25 protein-coding genes are annotated in these 20,199 nt (G+C 66.5%); 9 read left to right on the forward strand and 16 right to left on the reverse strand.

Annotation, left to right across the window (positions count from 1 at the left end; all coding sequences use genetic code 11):
- Positions 1-183: 183 nt before the first annotated feature.
- From HCA61_RS09300 to HCA61_RS09310, 3 genes are all read right to left on the reverse strand, one after another.
- On the reverse strand, positions 184-819 hold the full coding sequence (locus tag HCA61_RS09300; protein WP_169687842.1) for a GNAT family protein: 636 nt from the start codon (positions 817-819) through the stop codon (positions 184-186).
- On the reverse strand, positions 816-2,078 hold the full coding sequence (gene glp, locus HCA61_RS09305; RefSeq protein WP_169687843.1) for a gephyrin-like molybdotransferase Glp: 1,263 nt from the start codon (positions 2,076-2,078) through the stop codon (positions 816-818). The genes HCA61_RS09300 and glp overlap by 4 nt, the downstream gene beginning before the upstream one ends.
- Before the next feature lie 62 nt (positions 2,079-2,140).
- Entirely contained in the window at positions 2,141-3,052 is a 912-nt protein-coding gene (locus HCA61_RS09310) for a UTP--glucose-1-phosphate uridylyltransferase (RefSeq protein WP_169687844.1), read from the reverse strand.
- A 60-nt stretch (positions 3,053-3,112) separates the two neighbouring features.
- Between HCA61_RS09310 and HCA61_RS09315 the strand changes: the two genes are divergently transcribed.
- The 4 genes from HCA61_RS09315 (at position 3,113) to mscL (ending at position 5,479) form a co-directional block, all read left to right on the forward strand.
- A complete protein-coding gene (locus HCA61_RS09315) occupies positions 3,113-3,715 on the forward strand; it encodes a 5-formyltetrahydrofolate cyclo-ligase (protein ID WP_169687845.1) in 603 nt (200 codons plus the stop codon).
- A 67-nt stretch (positions 3,716-3,782) separates the two neighbouring features.
- On the forward strand, positions 3,783-4,070 hold the full coding sequence (locus HCA61_RS25990) for an FmdB family zinc ribbon protein (protein WP_169687846.1): 288 nt from the start codon (positions 3,783-3,785) through the stop codon (positions 4,068-4,070).
- Positions 4,071-4,256: 186 nt separating this feature from the next.
- Positions 4,257-4,934, forward strand: coding sequence for an SAF domain-containing protein (locus tag HCA61_RS09325; RefSeq protein WP_240959052.1), 678 nt, complete (start codon positions 4,257-4,259; stop codon positions 4,932-4,934).
- Positions 4,935-5,050: 116 nt separating this feature from the next.
- Positions 5,051-5,479, forward strand: a complete 429-nt coding sequence (gene mscL, locus HCA61_RS09330; protein ID WP_169687848.1) for a large conductance mechanosensitive channel protein MscL — start codon at positions 5,051-5,053, stop codon at positions 5,477-5,479.
- Positions 5,480-5,565: 86 nt separating this feature from the next.
- Here mscL and HCA61_RS09335 read toward each other — a convergent pair whose 3' ends face one another.
- The 10 genes from HCA61_RS09335 to HCA61_RS09380 all read right to left on the reverse strand — a co-directional run bounded on the left by HCA61_RS09335 (position 5,566) and on the right by HCA61_RS09380 (position 13,558).
- Complete coding sequence (locus tag HCA61_RS09335; RefSeq protein ID WP_169687849.1) at positions 5,566-6,201, reverse strand: MspA family porin; 636 nt, start codon at positions 6,199-6,201, stop codon at positions 5,566-5,568.
- Between the two features lie 54 nt (positions 6,202-6,255).
- Positions 6,256-7,017: an MspA family porin gene (locus HCA61_RS09340; protein WP_169687850.1), complete on the reverse strand. Its 762-nt coding sequence runs from the start codon at positions 7,015-7,017 to the stop codon at positions 6,256-6,258.
- Between the two features lie 578 nt (positions 7,018-7,595).
- Positions 7,596-7,778, reverse strand: coding sequence for a hypothetical protein (locus tag HCA61_RS26810; protein WP_169688011.1), 183 nt, complete (start codon positions 7,776-7,778; stop codon positions 7,596-7,598).
- A gap of 4 nt (positions 7,779-7,782) precedes the next feature.
- Positions 7,783-8,280 carry a molybdenum cofactor biosynthesis protein B gene (locus HCA61_RS09350; protein WP_240959053.1) on the reverse strand — a complete coding sequence of 166 codons (498 nt, stop codon included), beginning with the start codon at positions 8,278-8,280 and terminating at the stop codon, positions 7,783-7,785.
- A 74-nt stretch (positions 8,281-8,354) separates the two neighbouring features.
- Complete coding sequence (locus HCA61_RS09355; RefSeq protein WP_169687852.1) at positions 8,355-9,593, reverse strand: trypsin-like peptidase domain-containing protein; 1,239 nt, start codon at positions 9,591-9,593, stop codon at positions 8,355-8,357.
- Positions 9,594-9,707: 114 nt separating this feature from the next.
- The gene (locus HCA61_RS09360) at positions 9,708-11,090 is read right to left on the reverse strand and encodes a HAMP domain-containing sensor histidine kinase (RefSeq protein WP_169687853.1); all 1,383 of its coding nucleotides are present in this window, start codon (positions 11,088-11,090) and stop codon (positions 9,708-9,710) included.
- 8 nt (positions 11,091-11,098) lie between these two features.
- Positions 11,099-11,788: a response regulator transcription factor gene (locus HCA61_RS09365; RefSeq protein WP_169687854.1), complete on the reverse strand. Its 690-nt coding sequence runs from the start codon at positions 11,786-11,788 to the stop codon at positions 11,099-11,101.
- Between the two features lie 45 nt (positions 11,789-11,833).
- Positions 11,834-12,007, reverse strand: coding sequence for a 50S ribosomal protein L32 (rpmF, locus tag HCA61_RS09370; protein ID WP_169687855.1), 174 nt, complete (start codon positions 12,005-12,007; stop codon positions 11,834-11,836).
- Positions 12,008-12,035: 28 nt separating this feature from the next.
- Positions 12,036-12,293: a type B 50S ribosomal protein L31 gene (locus tag HCA61_RS09375; protein WP_169687856.1), complete on the reverse strand. Its 258-nt coding sequence runs from the start codon at positions 12,291-12,293 to the stop codon at positions 12,036-12,038.
- Entirely contained in the window at positions 12,290-13,558 is a 1,269-nt protein-coding gene (locus tag HCA61_RS09380) for a GTP-binding protein (RefSeq protein ID WP_346777526.1), read from the reverse strand. Before HCA61_RS09380 ends, HCA61_RS09375 begins: the two co-directional genes overlap by 4 nt.
- Positions 13,559-13,675: 117 nt before the next feature.
- Between HCA61_RS09380 and rpmB the strand changes: the two genes are divergently transcribed.
- From rpmB to rpsR, 4 genes are read left to right on the forward strand one after another with little or no spacing between them, the layout of a single operon-like run.
- On the forward strand, positions 13,676-13,912 hold the full coding sequence (gene rpmB, locus HCA61_RS09385; protein ID WP_169687858.1) for a 50S ribosomal protein L28: 237 nt from the start codon (positions 13,676-13,678) through the stop codon (positions 13,910-13,912).
- Positions 13,912-14,076, forward strand: a complete 165-nt coding sequence (gene rpmG / locus HCA61_RS09390; RefSeq protein WP_169687859.1) for a 50S ribosomal protein L33 — start codon at positions 13,912-13,914, stop codon at positions 14,074-14,076. Before rpmB ends, rpmG begins: the two co-directional genes overlap by 1 nt.
- 2 nt (positions 14,077-14,078) lie before the next feature.
- Positions 14,079-14,384, forward strand: a complete 306-nt coding sequence (rpsN, locus tag HCA61_RS09395) for a 30S ribosomal protein S14 (protein ID WP_169687860.1) — start codon at positions 14,079-14,081, stop codon at positions 14,382-14,384.
- A gap of 11 nt (positions 14,385-14,395) precedes the next feature.
- Positions 14,396-14,653 (forward strand): 30S ribosomal protein S18, encoded by a 258-nt coding sequence (gene rpsR / locus HCA61_RS09400; RefSeq protein WP_169687861.1) that lies wholly within the window; start codon positions 14,396-14,398, stop codon positions 14,651-14,653.
- A 104-nt stretch (positions 14,654-14,757) separates the two neighbouring features.
- Here the strand turns inward: rpsR and HCA61_RS09405 are convergent, their stop codons facing one another.
- The gene (locus HCA61_RS09405; RefSeq protein ID WP_169687862.1) at positions 14,758-15,621 is read right to left on the reverse strand and encodes a DUF559 domain-containing protein; all 864 of its coding nucleotides are present in this window, start codon (positions 15,619-15,621) and stop codon (positions 14,758-14,760) included.
- A gap of 160 nt (positions 15,622-15,781) precedes the next feature.
- Here HCA61_RS09405 and HCA61_RS09410 point away from each other — a divergent pair, with 160 nt between their 5' ends.
- Complete coding sequence (locus HCA61_RS09410; RefSeq protein ID WP_169687863.1) at positions 15,782-16,708, forward strand: AEC family transporter; 927 nt, start codon at positions 15,782-15,784, stop codon at positions 16,706-16,708.
- Here the strand turns inward: HCA61_RS09410 and HCA61_RS09415 are convergent.
- Together HCA61_RS09415 and HCA61_RS09420 are read right to left on the reverse strand one after the other, a co-directional pair.
- Positions 16,700-18,487 (reverse strand): ABC transporter ATP-binding protein, encoded by a 1,788-nt coding sequence (locus tag HCA61_RS09415; RefSeq protein ID WP_169687864.1) that lies wholly within the window; start codon positions 18,485-18,487, stop codon positions 16,700-16,702. The genes HCA61_RS09410 and HCA61_RS09415 overlap by 9 nt on opposite strands.
- Entirely contained in the window at positions 18,484-20,199 is a 1,716-nt protein-coding gene (locus HCA61_RS09420) for an ABC transporter ATP-binding protein (protein WP_169687865.1), read from the reverse strand. The genes HCA61_RS09415 and HCA61_RS09420 overlap by 4 nt, the downstream gene beginning before the upstream one ends.

A 20,199-nucleotide genomic window follows, 5' to 3' on the forward strand; every position in this document is an offset into this window, starting at 1 on the left:
ATCTCTACAGAAACGCCGACTCAGACGGCTACTGCCGTCACACTAGTCACGCGAAACCATGGGACACACTCTTCACTCTAGTCACACACGTATATCTCTGCGGTGGGGATTGTTACTCATGTTGCACGTAACTTGCATTACACGCAGCACACCGTTCTCAGCGAAACGGGCAGCGGCGGACGCTCACGCCCAGGTCGCGCGCCCACTGCGCACCAAACGATCGGCCACCGAGCCGGGTACTTCCTCGGCCGTCATCGCAACGAGAAGATGATCACGAAACCGCCCCTGCACGTCGAGGTAGCGCTGGAGCAGACCTTCGTCACGGAATCCGACGTTGCGCAGCACGGCGCGACTGGGCTGATTCTCCGGACGCACCGTTGCCTCGACACGGTGCAGGCCGATGGGGCCGAAGCAGTGATCGAGCCCGAGCGCGAGTGCTGCGGTTGCGACGCCGAGCCCGTTGACCTCTTTCTCGACCCAGTAGCCGATCCACGCGGATCTCAGCGCCCCGCGCACGATGTTGCCCACCGTGATCTGACCGCAGTACCGACCGTCGAGTTCGATCGCCATCGGCACCATCAGTCCCTTGCGCGCCTCCGCGCGCAGACTCCGATACAGGCCCGGCCACACGGAGATGTGGTGCCGCATCTCCCACGGCGATTCCCCCGTCGGCTCCCACGGCTCGAGGTGTTCACGGTCGCGTGTGCGCAACCGGCTCCACGCGGCGGCGTCCCTGAGCCGCACCGACCGCACCGTCACCGACCCACCCGCGACACGAAGCGGCCCCAAGTCGGCCGGCCACCCGGGGTGACGGCTCATCCACGTTGCCCGAGGAACGACACATCCACCGGGTCGCCCGTGCGAATCTCGGACACCTCCGGCGGAACCAGCACGAGGCAATTCGCTTCCGCAAGGGTCGCGAGCAGGTGCGACGATCCGCCCGCGGCGCCACCGAGAGCCTGCACCAGATAGTCGCCTGTCGTCTCGTCGCGCATCAGCTGCCCGCGCAGGAATCCCTTGCGCCCCGGAATCGACGTGATCGGGGCGATCGTGCGGGCAGTGACGATGCGGCGCATCGGTTGCCGTCGCCCGAGCGCGATCCGGATCAACGGACGCACCATCACCTCGAACACCACGAGCGAACTGACCGGATTCGACGGAAGCAGGAAGGTGGGCACCTCGTCGCGTCCGAGCTGCCCGAATCCCTGGACCGAACCCGGATGCATGGCCACCCGCTCGACCTCGAGCTTGCCGAGATCGGTCAGGGCCTCGCGGACGTCGTCGAGCGCACTGCCACCGACAGCACCGGCGATCACCACGATCTCGGAGCGGATCAGCTGCCCTTCGACCACCTCGCGCAGCCGTTTCGGCTCGGTGCTCGCAATCCCGACCCGATTGACGTCGGCGCCTGCGTCGCGCGCGGCCGCGGCCAGCGCGTAGGAGTTCACGTCGTAGACCTGCCCCGGGCCGGGCGTGCGGTCGATGTCGACGAGTTCGCCGCCGACCGAGATCACCGACAGTCGCGGTCGCGGATGCACGAGCACCTTGTCGCGTCCGACCGCGGCGAGCAGACCCACCTGTGCGGCGCCGATGATCGCGCCCGCGCGCACGGCCACGTCGCCGGGCTGGACGTCGTCACCGGTGCGTCGCACGTAGTCGCCCGAGCGGACCGGTTCGAAGACCTTGATCCGGGCGTCTCCCCCGTCGGTGCTCCCGAGCGGAAGCACCGCATCGGCGAGCGTGGGCAGCGGCGCACCGGTATCGACTCGCACGGCTTGTCGCGGCTGCAACCGGATGGGCTGACGCGAACCCGCGCGCACTTCGCCGACCACCGGGAGCGTCACCTCTGCGGGTTCCTCACCGGATTCCGGATCGGGGCGCGCGCCCGCGGCCTGCACATCGACGCTGCGAACCGCATAACCGTCGATTGCGGCCTGGTCGAATCCCGGTAACGGTCGCTCAGTGACCACCTCTTCTGCGCAGAGCAATCCCTGCGCCTCCGAGATCGCCACCCGCACAGGCCTGGGTGCAACAGCTGCCGCCGTCACCCTGGTCTGCTGATCCTCAACCGACCGCATACCGCTACCGTCCTCCAGCCCGCACTACCGCGCGTCACCGTTCACAGATCACCCGTTCGACGTCATCGTTCGAGACGTTCGACCAGCCACTCACGAAGCGAGGGACCGTACTCCTCGGTGTTCAACGCAGAGTCAACCGCAGCACGCAGGTAGCCACCGGGATTTCCGAGGTCGTGTCGGGTGCCGCGGTGGACCACGACGTGGACGGGGTGTCCCTCTGAGATCAACAGCGCGATCGCGTCGGTCAGCTGGAGCTCTCCGCCCGCACCCGGCTCGATGCGACGCAGCGCGTCGAAGATCGCGCGGTCGAGCAGGTAGCGGCCTGCCGCGGCGAAGGTCGAGGGCGCATCCTCGATGGCCGGCTTCTCGACCATACCGAGCACCTTGAGCACATCCGGGTTGGTGGCGTCGGGCACAGCCTCGACGTCGAACACGCCGTAGGCACTCACCTGTTCCTTCGGCACGTCGATCGCGCACAGCACCGATCCCCCGCGCTTGGTGCGCACCTTCTGCATGGTCTCGAGCACGCCGACGGGCAGCACGAGGTCGTCGGGCAGGAGTACCGCGATCGCATCCTCGTCGTCGTCGAGCGCATCCTCGGCGCACGCCACGGCGTGGCCGAGACCGAGCGGCTGGGCCTGGATCACCGAGTCGACCTCGAGGATTCCGGACGACTTGCGGACCTTGGCGAGCAGCTCGTACTTGCCCTTCTCCTCGAGCTTGGACTCCAGCACGAGATCTTCGACGAAGTGCGCAACCACCCCGTCCTTACCGGGCGAGGTGACGATCAGCAGTCGCTCGGCACCCGACTCTGCGGCCTCCCCCGCCACCAGCTCGATTCCCGGTGTGTCGACCACAGGAAGCAGTTCCTTCGGAACGGTCTTGGTGGCGGGAAGGAAGCGCGTTCCCATGCCCGCTGCCGGCACGACCGCGGTTTTGAAATGCCGCGCGACCTCGGTCGAATTGTTCGTCATAAGCTCCAACCCTAACTTTTGCCGGCGAAGTGATGGCTCGGTGATCCTAAGGTGACGGATATGCATCCCCCGACCAAGGCCGATTGGCGCACCAAGGTCCTCGACGGACGGCGCACGCTCAGCGCCGAACAGCGCCGTAGCGAGAATGCCGCTTTGGCCACGTTAGCCGCAACGCTGGTTCCCGCTGACACGACCGTGTGCGCATACGTCCCTGTCGGGTCCGAGCCCGGCGGCATCTCGATGCTCGACGCACTGCGCGAGGCGGGTGCCGAGATCCTCGTGCCGATCACCAGACGGGACACACCGTTGCAGTGGGCACACTTTCTCGGGGCCGACACACTGGCTGCGGCAGGTTTCGGACTTCACGAACCCACCGGCGAGGTACTGCCGTCCGAGACGGTGGGGCGGGCGCACACCGTTCTCGTCCCGGCACTCGCGGTGGACCGGCGCGGCGTACGGCTGGGGCGCGGCGCCGGGTTCTACGACCGCACTCTTCACCTGGCCGCGCCACAGGCACGGATCATTGCGGTGGTGCGCGACGACGAATTGGTCGATGAGCTGCCCGAAGATCCGCACGACATTCGTATGGGCTGGGCGCTCACACCGGGAGCGGGGCTGGTCCGTCTCGGCTCCGGCGAAGGTGCGGAACAACACAGTCCCTAGATTTGTTGGCACTGTCGACTGTAGAGTGCTAAAGCTGCGGTTCGATCTTATTCGCGGAGGAGTCACCGTGCCCACTTATTCATATGCCTGCACAGCGTGCGAGAACAAGTTCGACATCGTGCAGTCGTTCAGCGACGACTCGCTGACCGTATGCCCTCAGTGCAGCGGCAAGCTCCGCAAGCTTTTCAACTCCGTGGGCGTCGTCTTCAAGGGAAGCGGCTTCTACCGCACTGATTCGCGCAGCGGCAGCACCGCGAGCGAGTCTGCGGCTCCTGCGAAGACCGAGACGAAGTCCGACTCCGCGCCTGCCGCAGCGTCCACGTCGTCGACCTCGACGGCCGCAGCCGCCAGCTGACATTCCGACTCCACGCCGGAGTTGTCCACAGCTGTCCTGTTCATCCACAGGTCGCGGTAATCCCCCGGTTCCTCAGGTCCGGCGGGCCGTTCCGAACTCTAGGTTCGGAGCATGCCCGCCGGACCTTTGTTCTCTCGAGATCTACAGTTCTTTCGAGATCTACAGTTCTTTCGAGATCGACCGCAGTTGCGTGATCGTGCACCGCGACCCGCGTCGTCGCTGGAGCCGAGCCTCCCCGACCGCATCGGCAGCCTGTTGCGCCCCGGCTGGGCCCGCACCGTGGCCGTCAGGCGTGCGATAGCGGCACTCCTCGTCGTCCTCGCGGCGGTCCTCGCGTTCCGGGACGATCCCTCTGCCGAACGGACCGCCGTGGTGGTCGCGGCTCGCGATCTGGCGCCGGGAGTTGCGCTCACCGCCGACGACGTCGAGTTCGCCGACCGCGACACCGCCGCTCTCGCGACGGGCACCCTCACCGATATCGCCGACGCCGTGGGCCACACACTCGCCGGTCCGGTGCCTGCCGGTGAGGCACTCGTCGACACCAGGATCCTCGGCCCCAGGCTCGCGGCTGCCGCCGTCGGCGCCGATAATGCGCGCGTCGTGCCCATCCGGCTTGCCGACGCGGGCGTCGGCCGGTTGCTGCGAGAAGGAGACAAGGTGGACGTCCTGACGGTGACGGGCGAGTCCGACTCGGCGACACCCGATGCGCACGTCCTTGCGCACGGAGCCGTAGTGGTGCTCGCTCAACATGAAGAGGCAACCGACCAGCGCGAACGCGTAATTCTCGTGGCTCTCGAACCCGAACAGGCCGTGTCGGTGGCGGCCGCCTCACTCACCAGCGCTCTGACGGTGACACTGCACTGACCCACGCGATCGCTCTTCGCGGTTTATCGTCCCCATATCGGCATGTGACGCAGAACACGCATGTCGCCACAGGGTCGATGCCGCATTCGCGCGGTCCAGCCGAAAGGGAGAGCAGTATGTTGAAGGGCTTCAAGGACTTCCTCCTGAGAGGAAATGTCCTCGATCTCGCCGTCGCAGTGGTGGTCGGCACCGCGTTCACCGCGATCGTCACCGCCTTCACCGAATACATCATCGACCCGCTCATCGCGGCCCTCGGCGGCGACAACGAGATGGGGTGGGGATTCCAAATCATCGCCGACAACCCCGCAACATTCATCAACATCGGCGCGGTGATTTCTGCGGCCATCAACTTCATCATCATCGCGGCTGTCGTGTACTTCGTGCTCATCGTCCCGGCCAACGCGGCGAAGAAGCGCTTCGCGACCGAGAAATCCGACGAGAAGGCCAGCGCCGAAGACCTGCTGATCCAGATCCGCGACATCCTCGAATCCCAGGCTGCGCAGTCGGGTCAGGGCGGAGCGCACGCCAAGCCCCTGCCCGAGTAGCCGCTACAGGCAGACGAAAGCTGGGCCCGCTCGCAGTGCGAGCGGGCCCAGCTTGTGGAGCTTCGGCTTACGCCGGATGGTCCGTCTTAGACGGTCCAGGCCTGACCGTAGGTGGTGACGTTGTCGCCGTTCGCGGTGATCGCGCGGACGAACGGACGCACCTGGACAGCGCCGAGGACGCCGGAGGCGGTGCCGTGGACGTTCGAGAACTGAACGGTCTTGAAGTCGCCGTCGAACTCGCCCTCGGCGACGACGAGCTCCTCGATGCCCGGAGCCGGGGTCAGCTCGAGCTCGGCGTACGCCTGCGGGAGGATGTCGGTGACCTTGGCCTCAGGACCCGACTGCTTCAGCGAGAGCTCGAGCTGCGGGGTCGAGTAGGTGACGCCGATGGCGCCGTCGATGCTGCCTGCCCACGCGAACTGGTAGCCGAACTGCATGGTGGTGCCCGCCTCGTCCGCAGCGCCCTCACCGAGGAGGTTGACGGTGCCGCGACCGTTGTGGAAGAACTCGCGGTTGAACGGGCTGCCGCCGAGCGCCGGGACACCCTGGATGAAGGTGTCTTCCTGCGTCACGACGACCTCGAGGCCGTCGGAGACGATGCGGTTCTGGTCGTTGACCTCGGCCGTAGCGGCACCCGAGGCACCGACGACCATGCCGAGAACGGCGGCACCGGCCAGGACGCTGTTGCGAGCGGCCTTGAAGCCACGCGACTTGATTCCCATGATTACTCCGTATTTGGTGGTGGGGATTTACTGCGGGAGTGCTCGGACCGGACTCTAAAGAGTCCAGACCTGGCCGTAGGTGGTGACGTTGTCGCCGTTGTCCGTGATCGCACGAACGAACGGGCGGACCGAGACGGGCCCGATGACGCCGGTGGCGGCACCATGGACGTTGGCGATCTGTACTTCCTTGAAATCGCCGTCGAATGCGTTCTCTGCGACGACGATCTCCGCGATACCGGGAGCCTGGGTCAGTTCGACACCAGCGGTCACCTGCGGAAGGAGACCCTTAACAGTGGGCGTCGTCTTGACCGTGTCTACCAATTTGTACGCAGGAACCGGCTTGCCGTCAGAGTCGAGGATCTGATTGCCCTCCTCGTCGTACTGGTATACGGGTTCGCCGTCCGCGTCGAGGATCGGCTCCTGAACCTGAGCCGTTTCGAACTTGGTCTCGAGGTCCGGACTGGTCCAGCTGAACCCGATCGCACCGTCGAGCGATGCCGACCACGCGACCTGGTAACCGAACTGGAAGGTCGTGCCCTCGAAGTCCGCTGCTTCGGGTCCGACGATGTTGGCGAGGCCGCGACCGTTGTGGAACCACTCACGGCTCAGCGGGCTGCCACCGATCGGAGGCACACCGTTGATGAAGGTGTCTTCCTGGGTGACGATCACTTCGTGGCCGTCGGAGACGATCCGGTTCTGATCATTGACCTCGGCACTTGCTGCCCCGGCCGATCCGAGAACCAGACCGGCCACAGCGGCCGCCGCCACCGTGGCGTTGCGGGCGGTTCGGAAACCGCGTCGCGTCTGAATCTTCATGAATGTCTCATCCGTTCTCTGCGTGCCGGTATGCGCGCCCGCGTCCGACAACTTGGTCGCCCTAGCCGTCCGCGAGGCGTATCCCACACAGAGCTCACCGCCGGTGGTTGCCGCCGGTGAGCTCGTTGTTGATCAACGTCCGCACGGTTTGCGTTACCGATTCGTGATCAAAGGCGGCCCCTGCGACCTTTCCTTGATCTGATCGAACCTGTCAGGAGATTAGACCGTGACCAATCTCGAGGCAATGGCTACACCTGGCCACCGGAACGCTCACGAAACACAGTTGGACACAAGTGGGAAATCTCGGATATGCGCTACCGGGATTCACTCTAAGTGTCGGGACGAACCCCGCCCATTGGTACTCGCCACCAAGATCCGAACGTTCACGCAGGTAACTGTAGGAATTTTGTGCACTTGAAGTGCACATACGCAATGTATGCCTGTGATCATGAACACTCACCATGTCCGCCGAACCTCACCCCGTAGGCAAACGGGACATTACGAACCGGTTGCGACACGCCGACACCGAGCAGAGCCTGAGACTTAAGTTACCCTACGCAAAGTGATTGATATCACAGCTACCCGTGATGAGGCGGAACCTGACGTTTGAGCCATTCGTCGGAGTCGCCCGATCGGTCTTCACCGACCCCGCGCTCGTCCTTCGTCGTGTCGGGAAGTGGGTCGCCGAAGATCCGGGCAAGCCGCGCCCGGTCGATCCGGGCGCGGCTCTTGTCGTCAGTCTTGTCGGAGTCGGCAGAAATGGCGCTACTCCTCCACCCGAGACAACTCGTCGATCACGTGGGTAGCGAGTGGCAACAGCGTCGCCATGCCGTCGCGGATCGCCGCGCGAGACGAAGCGAGGTTCACGACGAGCGTCGAACCCGACACGCCTACCAGGCCGCGAGAAAGGCCGGCATCGACTGCACCTGATGCGAGACCGGACGAGCGCAGAGCCTCCGCGATGCCCCTGATCTCATGGTCGAGCACGTCTGCGGTGGCATCCGGCGTCACGTCGCGCGGGGTCACACCAGTGCCACCGACGGAAATCACAAGGTCCACTCCCCCGATCACCGCGGTGTTCAGCGCGTTGCGGATCTCGACCTCGTCGGCCGACACCGACACCACACCGTCGACGACGTAGCCGGCTTCGACGAGCAGTTCCGTCACCAGCGGGCCGGTCGAATCGGGGCTGTCGCCATGCGAGACGCGGTCGTCGACGATCACCACGAGTGCGCGGCCGGTTCGGGGGGCTTCGAGTTCCATGGATCCAAAGGTAGTTCGCAGGTCGTCCGGACGCGCTGTATGTTCGACAATCTCCATGATGTCTGCCTCCTGAATCATCGGCCACCATCCGCGTCGGAGGCGGTTTGAACATCGACCGTCGTCGGGTTGTTGCCCCGCGCGTCGGTGTAGGTGACGCTCACCGTGGTGCCCGGCGCTTGCGAGCGGATCGCCGCGATCAGGGAATCGCCATCGGTGATGACCCGGTCGTCGACCTTCGTGATGACCGAACCGGCGGGGATTCCGGCACGAGCAGCGGGCCCGTCCGCAACCACCTCGACGACCGCGGCTCCGTTCACGTCCGCGCGAGCGGGCACCTGCACACCGATGAGGGCATGCGTTGCGGTTCCCGTGTCGATGAGTTCGTCGGCGATGCGCCGGGCCTGATCGACAGGGATCGCGAAGCCGAGGCCGATCGAACCGGACTGCTGACCCGAGGTCGCGATCGCGGTGTTTATTCCGACGAGGTTGCCTTCCATATCGACGAGCGCACCACCGGAGTTGCCCGGATTGATGGCGGCGTCGGTCTGAATCGCGTCGATCACGGTGTTCTGGTTACCTGTCTCACCACTGGTGGAGACGGGCCGGTTGAGCGCGGAGACGATCCCGGAGGTCACGGTGCTCTCCAGTCCGAGCGGTGAACCGACCGCGACGACAGCCTGCCCCACCTGAAGGTTCTCGGAGTTGCCCATCTCGATCGGGGTGAGATCGTTGCGACCCTCTACCCGAATCACCGCGATGTCCGTGATCGGGTCGGTCCCGACGACGCTCGCCTTGGCGGACGTTCCGTCGGCGAAGGCCACGGTGAGCTCGGCGCCCGGCCCGGCTCCCGCGACGACGTGATTGTTGCTGAGGATGAGGCCGTCGGACGAGAGAACGACACCGGATCCTTCACCCGCACCCGAACGCCCGACCACCTCGATACGGACGACGCTGGGCACGACCCGCTGCGCGACCGCCTGCACGGTGCCCTCGGGAGCGTTCGCCACCGTGGTGGTCTCCGGCCGCGGAGAGTCGAGTGCATTGGTCACCCCGACGCCCGACCCGGAATCACGGACCGACAATGCACCCACCGCCCCACCGATACCGCCGCTGACGATCGCCAACGCGATGGCACCCACGACGAGTGCGGTACGCCCGGACTTGCGCGGCTGCGCGGGCGCAGGCGCCTGCTGATAGGGGGCCGTCGGCGGGGTTCCGTACTGGTGGGGCTGCTGCGGCTGCGCGGGACCGGGTTGTCCGGGCACAGGTTGTCCAGGCGCAGGTTGTCCGGAACCGTGGGTGGGGTCGGTCATCTCGTTCGTCGCCTTCGTCCTTCGAGTCGATCCGGGTGGAGGGTTCGTACTCCATCCAATATGGACCTGTCGGCTGAGAAGCTCCTGAAGAATCGGCTCACAGTTTCCTGGCAATCAGTCGGCGTCGAGCTGCGGTGTGCCCGGAAGCACGATTCGGATGAGCGCACCACCGCGCTCCGATCGGTCCACCGCGATGGTCCCGCCGTGCTTCATCACGACCTGTCGCACGATTGCCAGCCCCAACCCCGAACCGGGCATCGACCGTGCGGTGGTCGCACGATAAAACCGTTCGAACACCAGCTCCCGTTCTTCCTCGGGGATACCCGGCCCGGCGTCGTCGACGGTCAGTTCCATCAGTCCGGTGCCGATCTGATGCATCTTCACCACCACGTCCTCACCCGCCGGGCTCCACTTCGCCGCGTTGTCGAGGACATTGACCACCGCACGGGTGAGGGTCGCGTGGTCGCCGAACACGAACCACGGTTCGGTGACGGCGGTGAAATCGATCTCAGTACGACGTCGTCGTGCTCGTTCGAGGCTGCGATCGACAACCTCTGCGATGTCGACGGCCTCGAACACCGTCTCCGGCGCCTCCTCCCGGGCCAGATCGACGAGGTCGCCCACCAGTGTCGACAATTCCGCGATCTGTCCCACGACGTCCTCGCGGAGTTCGGCCATGTCGTCGTCGGGCAGGCTCGGCGCCCCGGGGCGACTCGCGGCGATGAGCAGTTCCATGTTGGTCCGCAGCGAGGTCAGCGGTGTGCGCAATTCGTGGCCGGCATCGGCCACGAGCCGGGCCTGCCGCTCCCTCGATTCGGCCAGCGCCCGCAACATCATGTTGAAGCTCTCGGTGAGTCGCGCCAGCTCGTCGTGCCCCGTCACACGAATTGGTCGCAGGTCGTCGGTCCTCGCGACACGTTCGGCGGCGGCGGTAAGCCGCGCCACCGGCCGCAGACCGGTCCGGCCCACCGTCGCACCGACGGCCGCGGCGAGCACGACCCCGCATCCGCCGACGATGAACAGCACGCTGGCGAGGCGGTTGAGCACCTCACCCGTTGGCCGTAAGCGTTGCGCGATGACGATGGTGCTGCCGTCGGGGATCTGTTGCGCCAGCACCCGCTGTTGCTCGACGGTCCGCAACGACGATGTCTGCTCGCCTTCCGCGACGGCGAGCTCCGGTGCGCCGATCGGTACCGACGATCCGGGCGGCACATAGCGTCCGAGATCGGGATAGATGAGAGCGACGCTGATGTCGGAACTGTAGAGCTGGGCCCCGCCGATATAGCGGGGGTCGTAGGTGATCAGCGTGCTCGATTCGACGAGCGCAGAAGCACGAGCCTGCAGTTGCTTGTCGATGTCGGAGTAGAGAGCCCGCGAGACCACCATGTAGGCGGCAATGGAGGTCACCGCGACCGCGAGGGCAACCGCTCCCGCAGCGAGCAACGTGACCCGGGTGCGCAACGGCACCGACCGGGTCAACAGCATGGGGGGTCTCATCTGACCGCTCACGGAGGGGTCTCGCGCAGCACGTAGCCGACACCGCGCACCGTGTGAATGAGCCGTGGTTCGCCGCCCGCCTCGGTCTTGCGGCGAAGATAGCCGACGTAGACCTCCAGGGCGTTACCCGACGTCGGGAAGTCGTAGCCCCACACCTCCTCGAGGATCCGGCTACGCGTGAGCACCCGCCGCGGGTTCGCCAAGAGCATCTCCATGAGCGCGAACTCGGTACGGGTGAAGCTGATCTGCCGCTCGCCGCGGGTGACCTCGCGTGTCGCGGGGTTGAGAGTGAGGTCCTCGAAGCGCATCGTGTCCTCGAGTCCACCGTCCGGATCGGGGGCGGCTCGGCGCAGCAGTGCCCGCAGCCGGGCGAGGAGTTCTTCGAGTGCGAACGGTTTGGGCAGATAGTCGTCGGCACCCGCATCGAGCCCGGACACCCGCTCCGAGACCGAGTCGCGGGCGGTGAGCACGAGGATGGGCAGGTCGTCGCCCGTGCTCCGCAGCCGACGGCACACTTCCAGGCCGTCGACGCGGGGCATCATCACGTCGAGCACCATCGCGTCGGGCCGGGCGGCGGCGACCTTCTCCAGCGCGTCCTGCCCATCCGTCGCGAGTTCGACCGTGTAGCCGTTGAAGCTGAGTGACCGGCGCAGGGATTCCCGCACCGCCCGGTCGTCGTCGACCACCAAGATGCGCATGCGCACCATTTTGGCCCCGACCGCTGAGAGGTGCCTGAGAACGGGTCAGAGTGTGTCGGGGTCGACCATTCCGAGCCGGACCGCCTTGACGAGCCGGCGTGGCACGCGGTGGGTCACGCCGCCCACGGTCACCGGCACCAGATCCGGCGCTTTCGTGTGCCATCGGGACCTACGGCTGCGCGTGTTCGCGCGGGACATGCGGCGCTTGGGAACTGCCATGTGATACCTCGTTTCCGTTGATGCGGGATCAGCCGCGGGGACGCCGGGTGCCGTACTTGCGTTCGAACTTCTCGACGCGTCCGGCGGCGTCGAGAACGCGGGCGGTGCCCGTCCAGAAGGGGTGCGATTCGCTGGTGACGTCGACGACGACGAGCGGATAGACGTTGCCGTCCGACCACTCGACCGTGCGGTCGGAGGTGATCGTCGAACGCGTCAGGAACGTCGACCCGGTGTTCGCATCCTGGAACACGACCGGGTGGTAGTCGGGGTGGAGACCGGATTTCATGCGTGACCTCTCTTTTCGAAGCTTGATTCCGTGCGTTCTGCGGCCTGCTCGCCGCGAGTCCCGTCGGTCGGCATATCTGCGCACGGGTCCTGGTGGTAGTGGCCGAACGGGTCGTCCCACGTCGGCCACAGCTCGGGGTGGACGAATTCGTCGTCGGTGAGGAGGGCGTCCCGCAGTGCACCGAGCACGGTGTCGGGATCGGCATCGTGGATGAGCACGACGAGAGAGCTGTCGCGGTCTCCGTACGTGTCGCTCCAGCGCAGGGCGGCCATCGCGCGGCGACCATCGGAGACGCGCTGCTGCTGTTCGGGTGTCATCGACGCGAGCCACGGACCGCCATGTGCCACTCGCAGGCCACATCCCGCCGACTCGATGATCAGCGCGGTGTCGGGCTGGGTCGCGACCCAGGCGCGACCACGAGTGCGCACGACTCCGTCGAGCAGGACGTCGATCGCCTCGTGGAGTCGCTGGGGATGGAAGGGTCGCTGCGCGCCGAATTCGAGCAGCCGGATTCCGCAGTCCTCGTCGAGTGGCGGTTGGCCACGCAGCAGCGGTGAGTGTGCATCGGAGATCTCTCCGCGCCGCGCGCCGGCCGGGATGCGTCGCAGCAGTGCCTCGACGTCGGGGCTGTTGCTCCACACGATCGGTGCGTCGGGCGCGAGCCTGGCCAGTACGGCGTGGAGCCGGGCCTGTGCCCAGCCGTCGGCTCCGGGCCGGACGACGAGTGCGTCTGCGAACTCGACCTGGCCCACCACCACCTGGGCGACGGTGCGTTCGTCGTCAGGCGTGGTCGCAATGTCCTCGTCGCCGGTGGCATCGGTCATCCATGAGGCGGCGTCCACGCACGTGACGACTCCCTCGATGCGTACGTCACGGGAGGCGGGGCCGTCGATCTGCCCGACGACGTCGGCGACGACGACGTGCTCGATCGCCCAGCACAGCGCCTCGGGTTCGAGTTGCGGGTCGAGGTGGAGCACGATCCGATCGACGTCGGAACGCCTGTGCAGCCGGCGCAGCAGCGGCAGGAGATCTTCCCGCAGGGTGCAGGACACGCACGCGTGCGCGAGTTCGAGAGCTTCGTGTCGCCGATCGCCCGGTGTGGTGACGGTGCGGTGCACGATGCCGTCCCCGACGTGCGCGAGGTCGTGATGAACGACGATCGTGCCCGCCCGGATGAACCCGTGGGCCACCTGCGCGGCACCGGCGTCGCGGGTGGCGGTTCCGCCCCGTCCCGCGACGAGAATCAGCGGTGTCCTGGTATCCACCTCACTCCTTTCGACAATGATTGTCATTAGCTAATCGGCAGCGTACAGTCGGCCCAGCCATTTGTCGAAAATGATTGTCGTTACGCTCTACGGGGCGGCCGACAGGAAGGACACACCGTGTCGGCGCACTGCCAGGTCACCGGACGCTCTCCCGGATTCGGGAAAGCCGTCTCGCACTCCCACGTCCGCAGCAACCGGCGCTGGAACCCCAACATCCAGCGCAAGACGTACTTCGTCCCGTCCGAGAGGCGACGCGTCACGCTCACCGTCTCCGCCAAGGGCATCAAGACCATCGACCGCGACGGCATCGACGCCGTGATTGCCCGACTGCGCGCGAGAGGAGAAAAGTTCTGATGGCACGAAACGAGATCCGGCCGATCGTGAAACTCCGGTCGACGGCAGGGACCGGATACACCTTTGTCACCCGCAAGAACCGCCGCAACGACCCCGACCGCCTGGTTCTGCGCAAATACGATCCGACGCTTCGCAGGCACGTCGACTTCCGAGAGGAGAAGTAACTGTGGCCAAGAAGTCCAAGATCGCCCGCAACGAACAACGCAAGCAGGTAGTGGAACGCTACGCCGAGCGTCGCGCAGCACTGAAGGACACGATCCGCAGACCGACGAGCACCGACGAGGAGCGCGCCGCAGCACAGGCCGCCCTCCAGCGCCTGCCCCGCAACGCCAGTCCGGTACGATTGCGCAATCGAGACGCTGCCGACGGTCGCCCACGCGGCCACCTGCGTAAGTTCGGGCTCTCGCGAGTACGTGTACGCGAGATGGCCCACCGCGGGGAGTTGCCCGGCGTCCACAAGTCGAGCTGGTGAGGAGCGAGAACATGGCAGTCAAACGAGGGCCGTCGAAGAAGTCGCGGGCCGTCGAGGGCCGCAAGCCGAAGAAGAATCCCCTCTTCGCGGCGAAGATCAACCACGTCGACTACAAGGATGTGAACCTGCTCCGCACCTTCATCTCCGATCGTGGCAAGATCCGCAGCCGCCGCGTCACGGGCCTGACCCCGCAGCAGCAGCGCGAGGTCGCCATCGCCGTCAAGAACGCGCGCGAGATGGCTCTGCTGCCCTACGTCAGCAGCAAGTAGATTTTCCGCGCAACGCCCCTTCCGATTCGTCGGGAGGGGCACCTTCGTGTCGGGCGTGCAGTTGTTGTCGCCGGTACTCGATATGCGCGCCGAGTTGTGCACGCTCAAACCGGCGCTCCGGACGCGCGAAGCCGCTGCCGGACCCTGGCCACGATCGACGCGGGCCTTCGCCGAAGCTGCTCCGAGTTGACACGCACCACCGACCACCCGAGCGACGCGAACGCCTCATAACGCTCGATGTCGTACGTGCGCTGACGTTCGTCGGTCCAATGATGGGTTCCGTCGTACTCGACGGCCGTGCGCCAGTGTCGCCATCCCATGTCGGCGTGCCCGATCACCCGTGAGCCGTCGACGATCGGTACCTGTGTCTCGGGAGCCGGAAGCCCGCTACGGACCAGCAGCAGCCGAACCTTGGTCTCGGGTATCGACTCGGCACCCGGGTCGACCAACGCCACTACCTCGGTCAACTGCTTCAGGCCACGCACACCGGGATGACGCGCAGCGATGTCGAGGACTCCGCGGGGGTGTATGCGGGTCGCTCGGCACAGTGCGTCCAGCGTGGCGATCGCGTCGTCACGCTCGAGCCGTCGTCCCACGTCGAATGCCGTGCGGGCCGGTGTCGTGACTCGCATTCCGTCGACGACACATACCTCGTCGTCGTTCAAGGCGGTGCTGTGGATCATCACTCCGGCGGACCCGCGGTGGCTGCCGGTGCGCACGAGCTCGGCCGGAGCAGTCGTGTCGATCCAGCGGCAGCCGTGCAGAGCGGCAGCGGACAATCCCGCCGCCACACCCGTCCGAGCGGACCACAGCCACGCCGCGCGCGCCCGCAGTACCGGAGTCACCTCCACGTCCGGATGGATGTAGACGTTGCGGTGCACCCGTCGGAAGCGGCGGAGCTGTCGCAGCGACACTCTGCCCGCGGCCACCGCTTCGGTGCCGATGAACGGTTCGTCGAATTCCCCCATGAGCACCGACGATGCCCGGAGCCGCACCGACAGGGAAGGCGCGGGAAGCGATTGTGGACAACTTCTTGGTTGTGCACAAGTGGGCAGTTTTTCATGACATGTGAGACCAGATGTGCACGGCCAATCGGGCGCCGTCCGGAGATCGTTAGACTGAGCAACCGTGTCTGGTGTGATCTCGGGGTTCACTGTGATCTTCGTGATCATCGCAATCGGCTTCGTTCTGGGCCGGCGCGGCACCCTCGGCGCCGAAGCGCAGACCGTGCTCAGCCGCATCGTGTTCGTCGTCGCCACGCCCGCATTGTTGTTCGACGCCCTCGCGACCTCCGACCTGTCGACGATCTTCTCCGAACATCTCTACGTCGGCGCGGCCACCGCACTCGCCGTCGCCGTCGCCTATCTCCTGATCGCGCGACTGTGGCTGAAGCGTGCGGTACCGGAGTTGACGGTCGGTGCGCTCTCTGCCGGGTACGTCAACTCCGCCAACCTCGGGATCCCCATCGCGGTGTTCGTTCTCGGTGACGCGTCGTTCGTCGCGCCGCTGATGCTCTTCCAGATCATCGTGCTCTCCCCCATCGCTCTCACCGCACTCGATCTGTCCACCGCGCGACCGGGCGCATCGCGACTCGAAACGCTCATCACACCGTTCAAGAACCCCATCGTCGTCGCCGGCGCCGCGGGACTCGTCGTCGCGGGAACGGGCTGGCATGTGCCCGACGCGCTGCTGCAGCCGATCCAACTGCTCGGCGGGGCGTCGGTGCCCGGCGCACTTCTCGCGTTCGGGTTGTCGCTGCAGGGTGTGCGCGTACTCCAGAAGGGCACCAGTCCCCGTCGGGACGTTGCGCTCGCATCGGTACTCAAGATCGTCGTCCAACCGCTGCTCGCCTGGGCGATGGGTCGCTACCTGCTCGGTCTCGACGGAACCGAACTGTTCGCGGTGGTCGTCGTCGCGATGCTACCGACCGCCCAAAGTGTGTTCGTCTACGCGAGCGCCTACGGCCGCGGCATGGTCCTGGCCCGCGACGCCGCGCTCGTCACGACGCTCGCAGCGATCCCCGGCCTCGGCGTGGTCGCGGCACTACTAGCCTGACCGGCCCACCGACCACGCCGCCCACAACCGCGCATACCGGCCGCCCCGAGCAACCAGGTCGTCGTGTGAGCCCTGTTCGACGATCCGCCCGTCGTCCATCAGGACGATGCGGTCGGCACGCGCCGCCTGACTCAGCCGATGCGCGACGATCAGCGCGCTTCGTCCGCGCAGCGCCTCCTCGGCCGACGCCTCGAGTTCGTCGGCACCGGCCGACCCCGCATCCGCGGTGGCCTCGTCGAGAATCACCAACGCCGGATCGAGCAGGATCAGACGCGCCAACGCAAGCTGCTGTTCCTGCATCGGAGTGAGGACGTGGCCACCCGAGCCCACCTCGGTGTCCAGGCCCGAGGGCAGCCGCGACACCCAGCCGTGCGCACCGACCCTCTCGAGCACCTCGACGAGCTCGCCGTCCGATGCGCCGGGCGCTGCCATCCGCAGATCGTTGCGCACCGGTCCGGAGAACACGTGCACTTCCTGGGTGACGAGAGCGATCTCGCGCGTGCGACGCTCGTCGCCCAGTTCGCCGATGGGGACCCCGCCGAAAGTGACGGTTCCGGCGCTCGCCGGGTGCACACCCGCGAGCACCGCGGCGAACGTGGTCTTTCCTGCCCCGGAGGCACCGACGAGCGCGACGTGTTCGCCGTCGCCGATCGTCAGGTCCACTCCGTGGACGATCTCCGGCCCGGTGTCGTATCCGAAATGCACGTCGCGCGCAACGAGTTCACGCCCCACCGGCTGCGTTGCAACCCGAGGCTCACGGTCGGCGCCCTCGAATTCCTCGCATTCCTCGATCAGACCCGCGATCCGCGACAAGGACGCAAGACCGCTCTGCAGCGAGTCCATCACCATCAGCAACTGACCCAGCGGACCGAACAGGCGCAAGAAGAACAGCATCGCGGTAGTCGTGACGCCGACGGTGATCGCGTCGTTGTCCACAAGCAGGAAGCCGACGAACAGGATCGAGGCCATTCCCAGGAACTCGGCGAGATTGACTCGCCCGAACAGACGGTTGACGACGATGCGGGCCCGCAACTCCCAGCGCGCAACCCACCACGAATGCTCGTCGATCGGGCCTGCCAGGCTCGGGCCGAGATCGAACGCGTGCACCGTCGGAAGGCCGCGGATCCCGCCGAGCACGTGGTGAGCGCGCTCCCCCATTGCCACCCGCGACTGCTGGTAGATCGGCGGCGCATCCCGCGTGTACATGCGGGCACCCAGATAGTGGACCGGCAACACCACGATCAGCACGATCAGGAACCGCCAGTCCAGTACCGCGAGACCGAACATCGTGAGGACGACGGTGAACAACGCGCCGGAGATCGCCGGCGCGGCCTCGCGGATCGCGGAACTGACCTGGGCCACATCGTCGGTCGCCCGCGACACGAGGTCGCCGCTGCCCGCCGATTCGATCCTGGCCAGCGGCAGCCGCATCGCGGCCGCCAGCATACGTTCGCGCAGGCGCGCCAGGCCTGTCTCGAAGAGCTGCGAGGTGAGCATGAGCCCGAGACCGCTCAATGCTGCGAACACGATGACTCCGGCGACCATTGTCCCCGCAAGCCACGCGATGTCGGTGAGATCGCCGCCTTCGAGCACGACGTCGACGGATCGCCCCATCGCCCACGGCGTCACCAGACCCGCCGCTGCACCGATCACCAGCACGACGAATACACCGCAGGCCATACGACCCTTACCGGCGAACACGGACCGTGCAACACGCACGGTGCCGCGCGCATCCGCGGTCCGGAACCGCTCGCCCGCACGAATAGCTGTCGTACTCATCGATCATCTCCGGAAATTGCGAAGGAAAGGTCGCTCAGCTCGAGCACATCGTCGGCCGCCGCCGTGAACGCGGGCGACCGCGTGAACACCACAGTGGTCCGTCCGCGCCGGAGTTCGGGTACGCGCTCGGCGATCGCGGCCTCGGTGACGGAATCGACGGCCGTCGTGGGATCGACCAGCACCAGCACTTCCGCGGGCGCGGCGAGAGCGCGTGCAAGCGAGACACGTTGACGCTGTCCACCGGAGAGCAACCTGCCCGCTTCGCCGACCGGTGTGTCGAGGCCGGCGGGAAGCACCCGCGCGACGTCATCGCACGCCGCGGCGAACACCGCGCGAGTGACCCGGGCATCGGCGTCGGGTGCGTCGTCCGGGACACCCGCAGCGATGTTGTCCACGACAGTGCCCTCGAACAGGTGCGACGCGTGGGGCACCACCCGCACGCTGCGTCGCGCCGCGTCGTTCCCCAGATCGAACAGGTCGACGCCGCCCACCAGGACTCGTCCGTGTTCCGGGTGACGCGACCGCGCGAGCACAGCCACCAGATCAGCGGTGGTCTCGGCGTCGGTATGGACGACGGTGAACTTGCCGGCTGCGATCGTCAGATTCAGATCACGTAGTCGCCCGGCCGTGAACGCCTCGAATTCGAGGGTGCCCTCGTCCGGGGCGTCACGATCACCGGTGTCGACTGCGGGGGGTGCTTGCAGAACACTCAGGACCCGCTCCGCGGAAGCGACCGCTGCCGCCCACACAGCGCCCATGTTGGATCCGAGCGCGGCGAGTGGCCCCATGATCACCTGTGTCACGCCGACGACGGTGATGAGCTGCCCGACGGTGAGCGACCCGGTGACCGCCATCGCGCCTGCGGCCACCGCGACACCGACGATGAGCAGGCCCGACGCGAATTCCATGGAGGCGATGTAGGCGCCTTCGGCGCGCGCCGAACGGAGCACACCGTCGAGCGCTCGACGACTCGCGCCGACGTATCGCCGCGACGCCTCCACGTCGGCGCCGATGCCCTTGACCACGCGGATGCCGGTAACGAGGTCGGTGGCGGTACCTGCTGCCGCTCCCGCCACCTTCTGCTCCTCGAAGCTGCGCCGCCGCAGCGGACCGGAACCTTTGTCGAGCAACCACAGGATCACGGGCGCTCCGACGAGGATCGCCAGGCCGAGCGGCCACGACACGCTCAGCAGCACGACGGCGCCGAACACCACCGCGACGACATGCCCGATCGGGTACACCATGACGGCGATACCGCGCGCAAGCTGTTCGACGTCCGAGGTCGCGATATTCAGCATGTCGCCCGGGGTGCGCTGCGGGCCGCCGACGCCACGCACGTCGAGGATCCGGTCGGTCACACGCGTGCGCATCCGATGCTGGACCGCAAGCATGCCTGCCTGCCCGATACGTCCACCGAAGCGCGCCGAAACCGTCAGGACCGCGAATACGAGGGCGAGGACGAGCAACCATCGCCACAGGGCATCGAAATCCCTGGTCGCGACCGCCCGGTCGATGGCATGCCCCATGACGACGGGCACCAGCGTCTCGCACACCTGATGGACCGCAACGAGAAACGCAGCCGGGGTCGTCCACTTCTTCGCCGCCAGCATCGTCCGCACGGTGAAACGGCGGGGCGTCAGGGTGTCGTCGACGACGACCTCGGGTGTCGGCATCGCCTGGGGCGGCGGGTCGAAAAAGACTGGCAGCTTCAT

The organism is Rhodococcus sp. HNM0563 (assembly GCF_012726195.1).
Lineage (GTDB): Bacteria > Actinomycetota > Actinomycetes > Mycobacteriales > Mycobacteriaceae > Rhodococcus.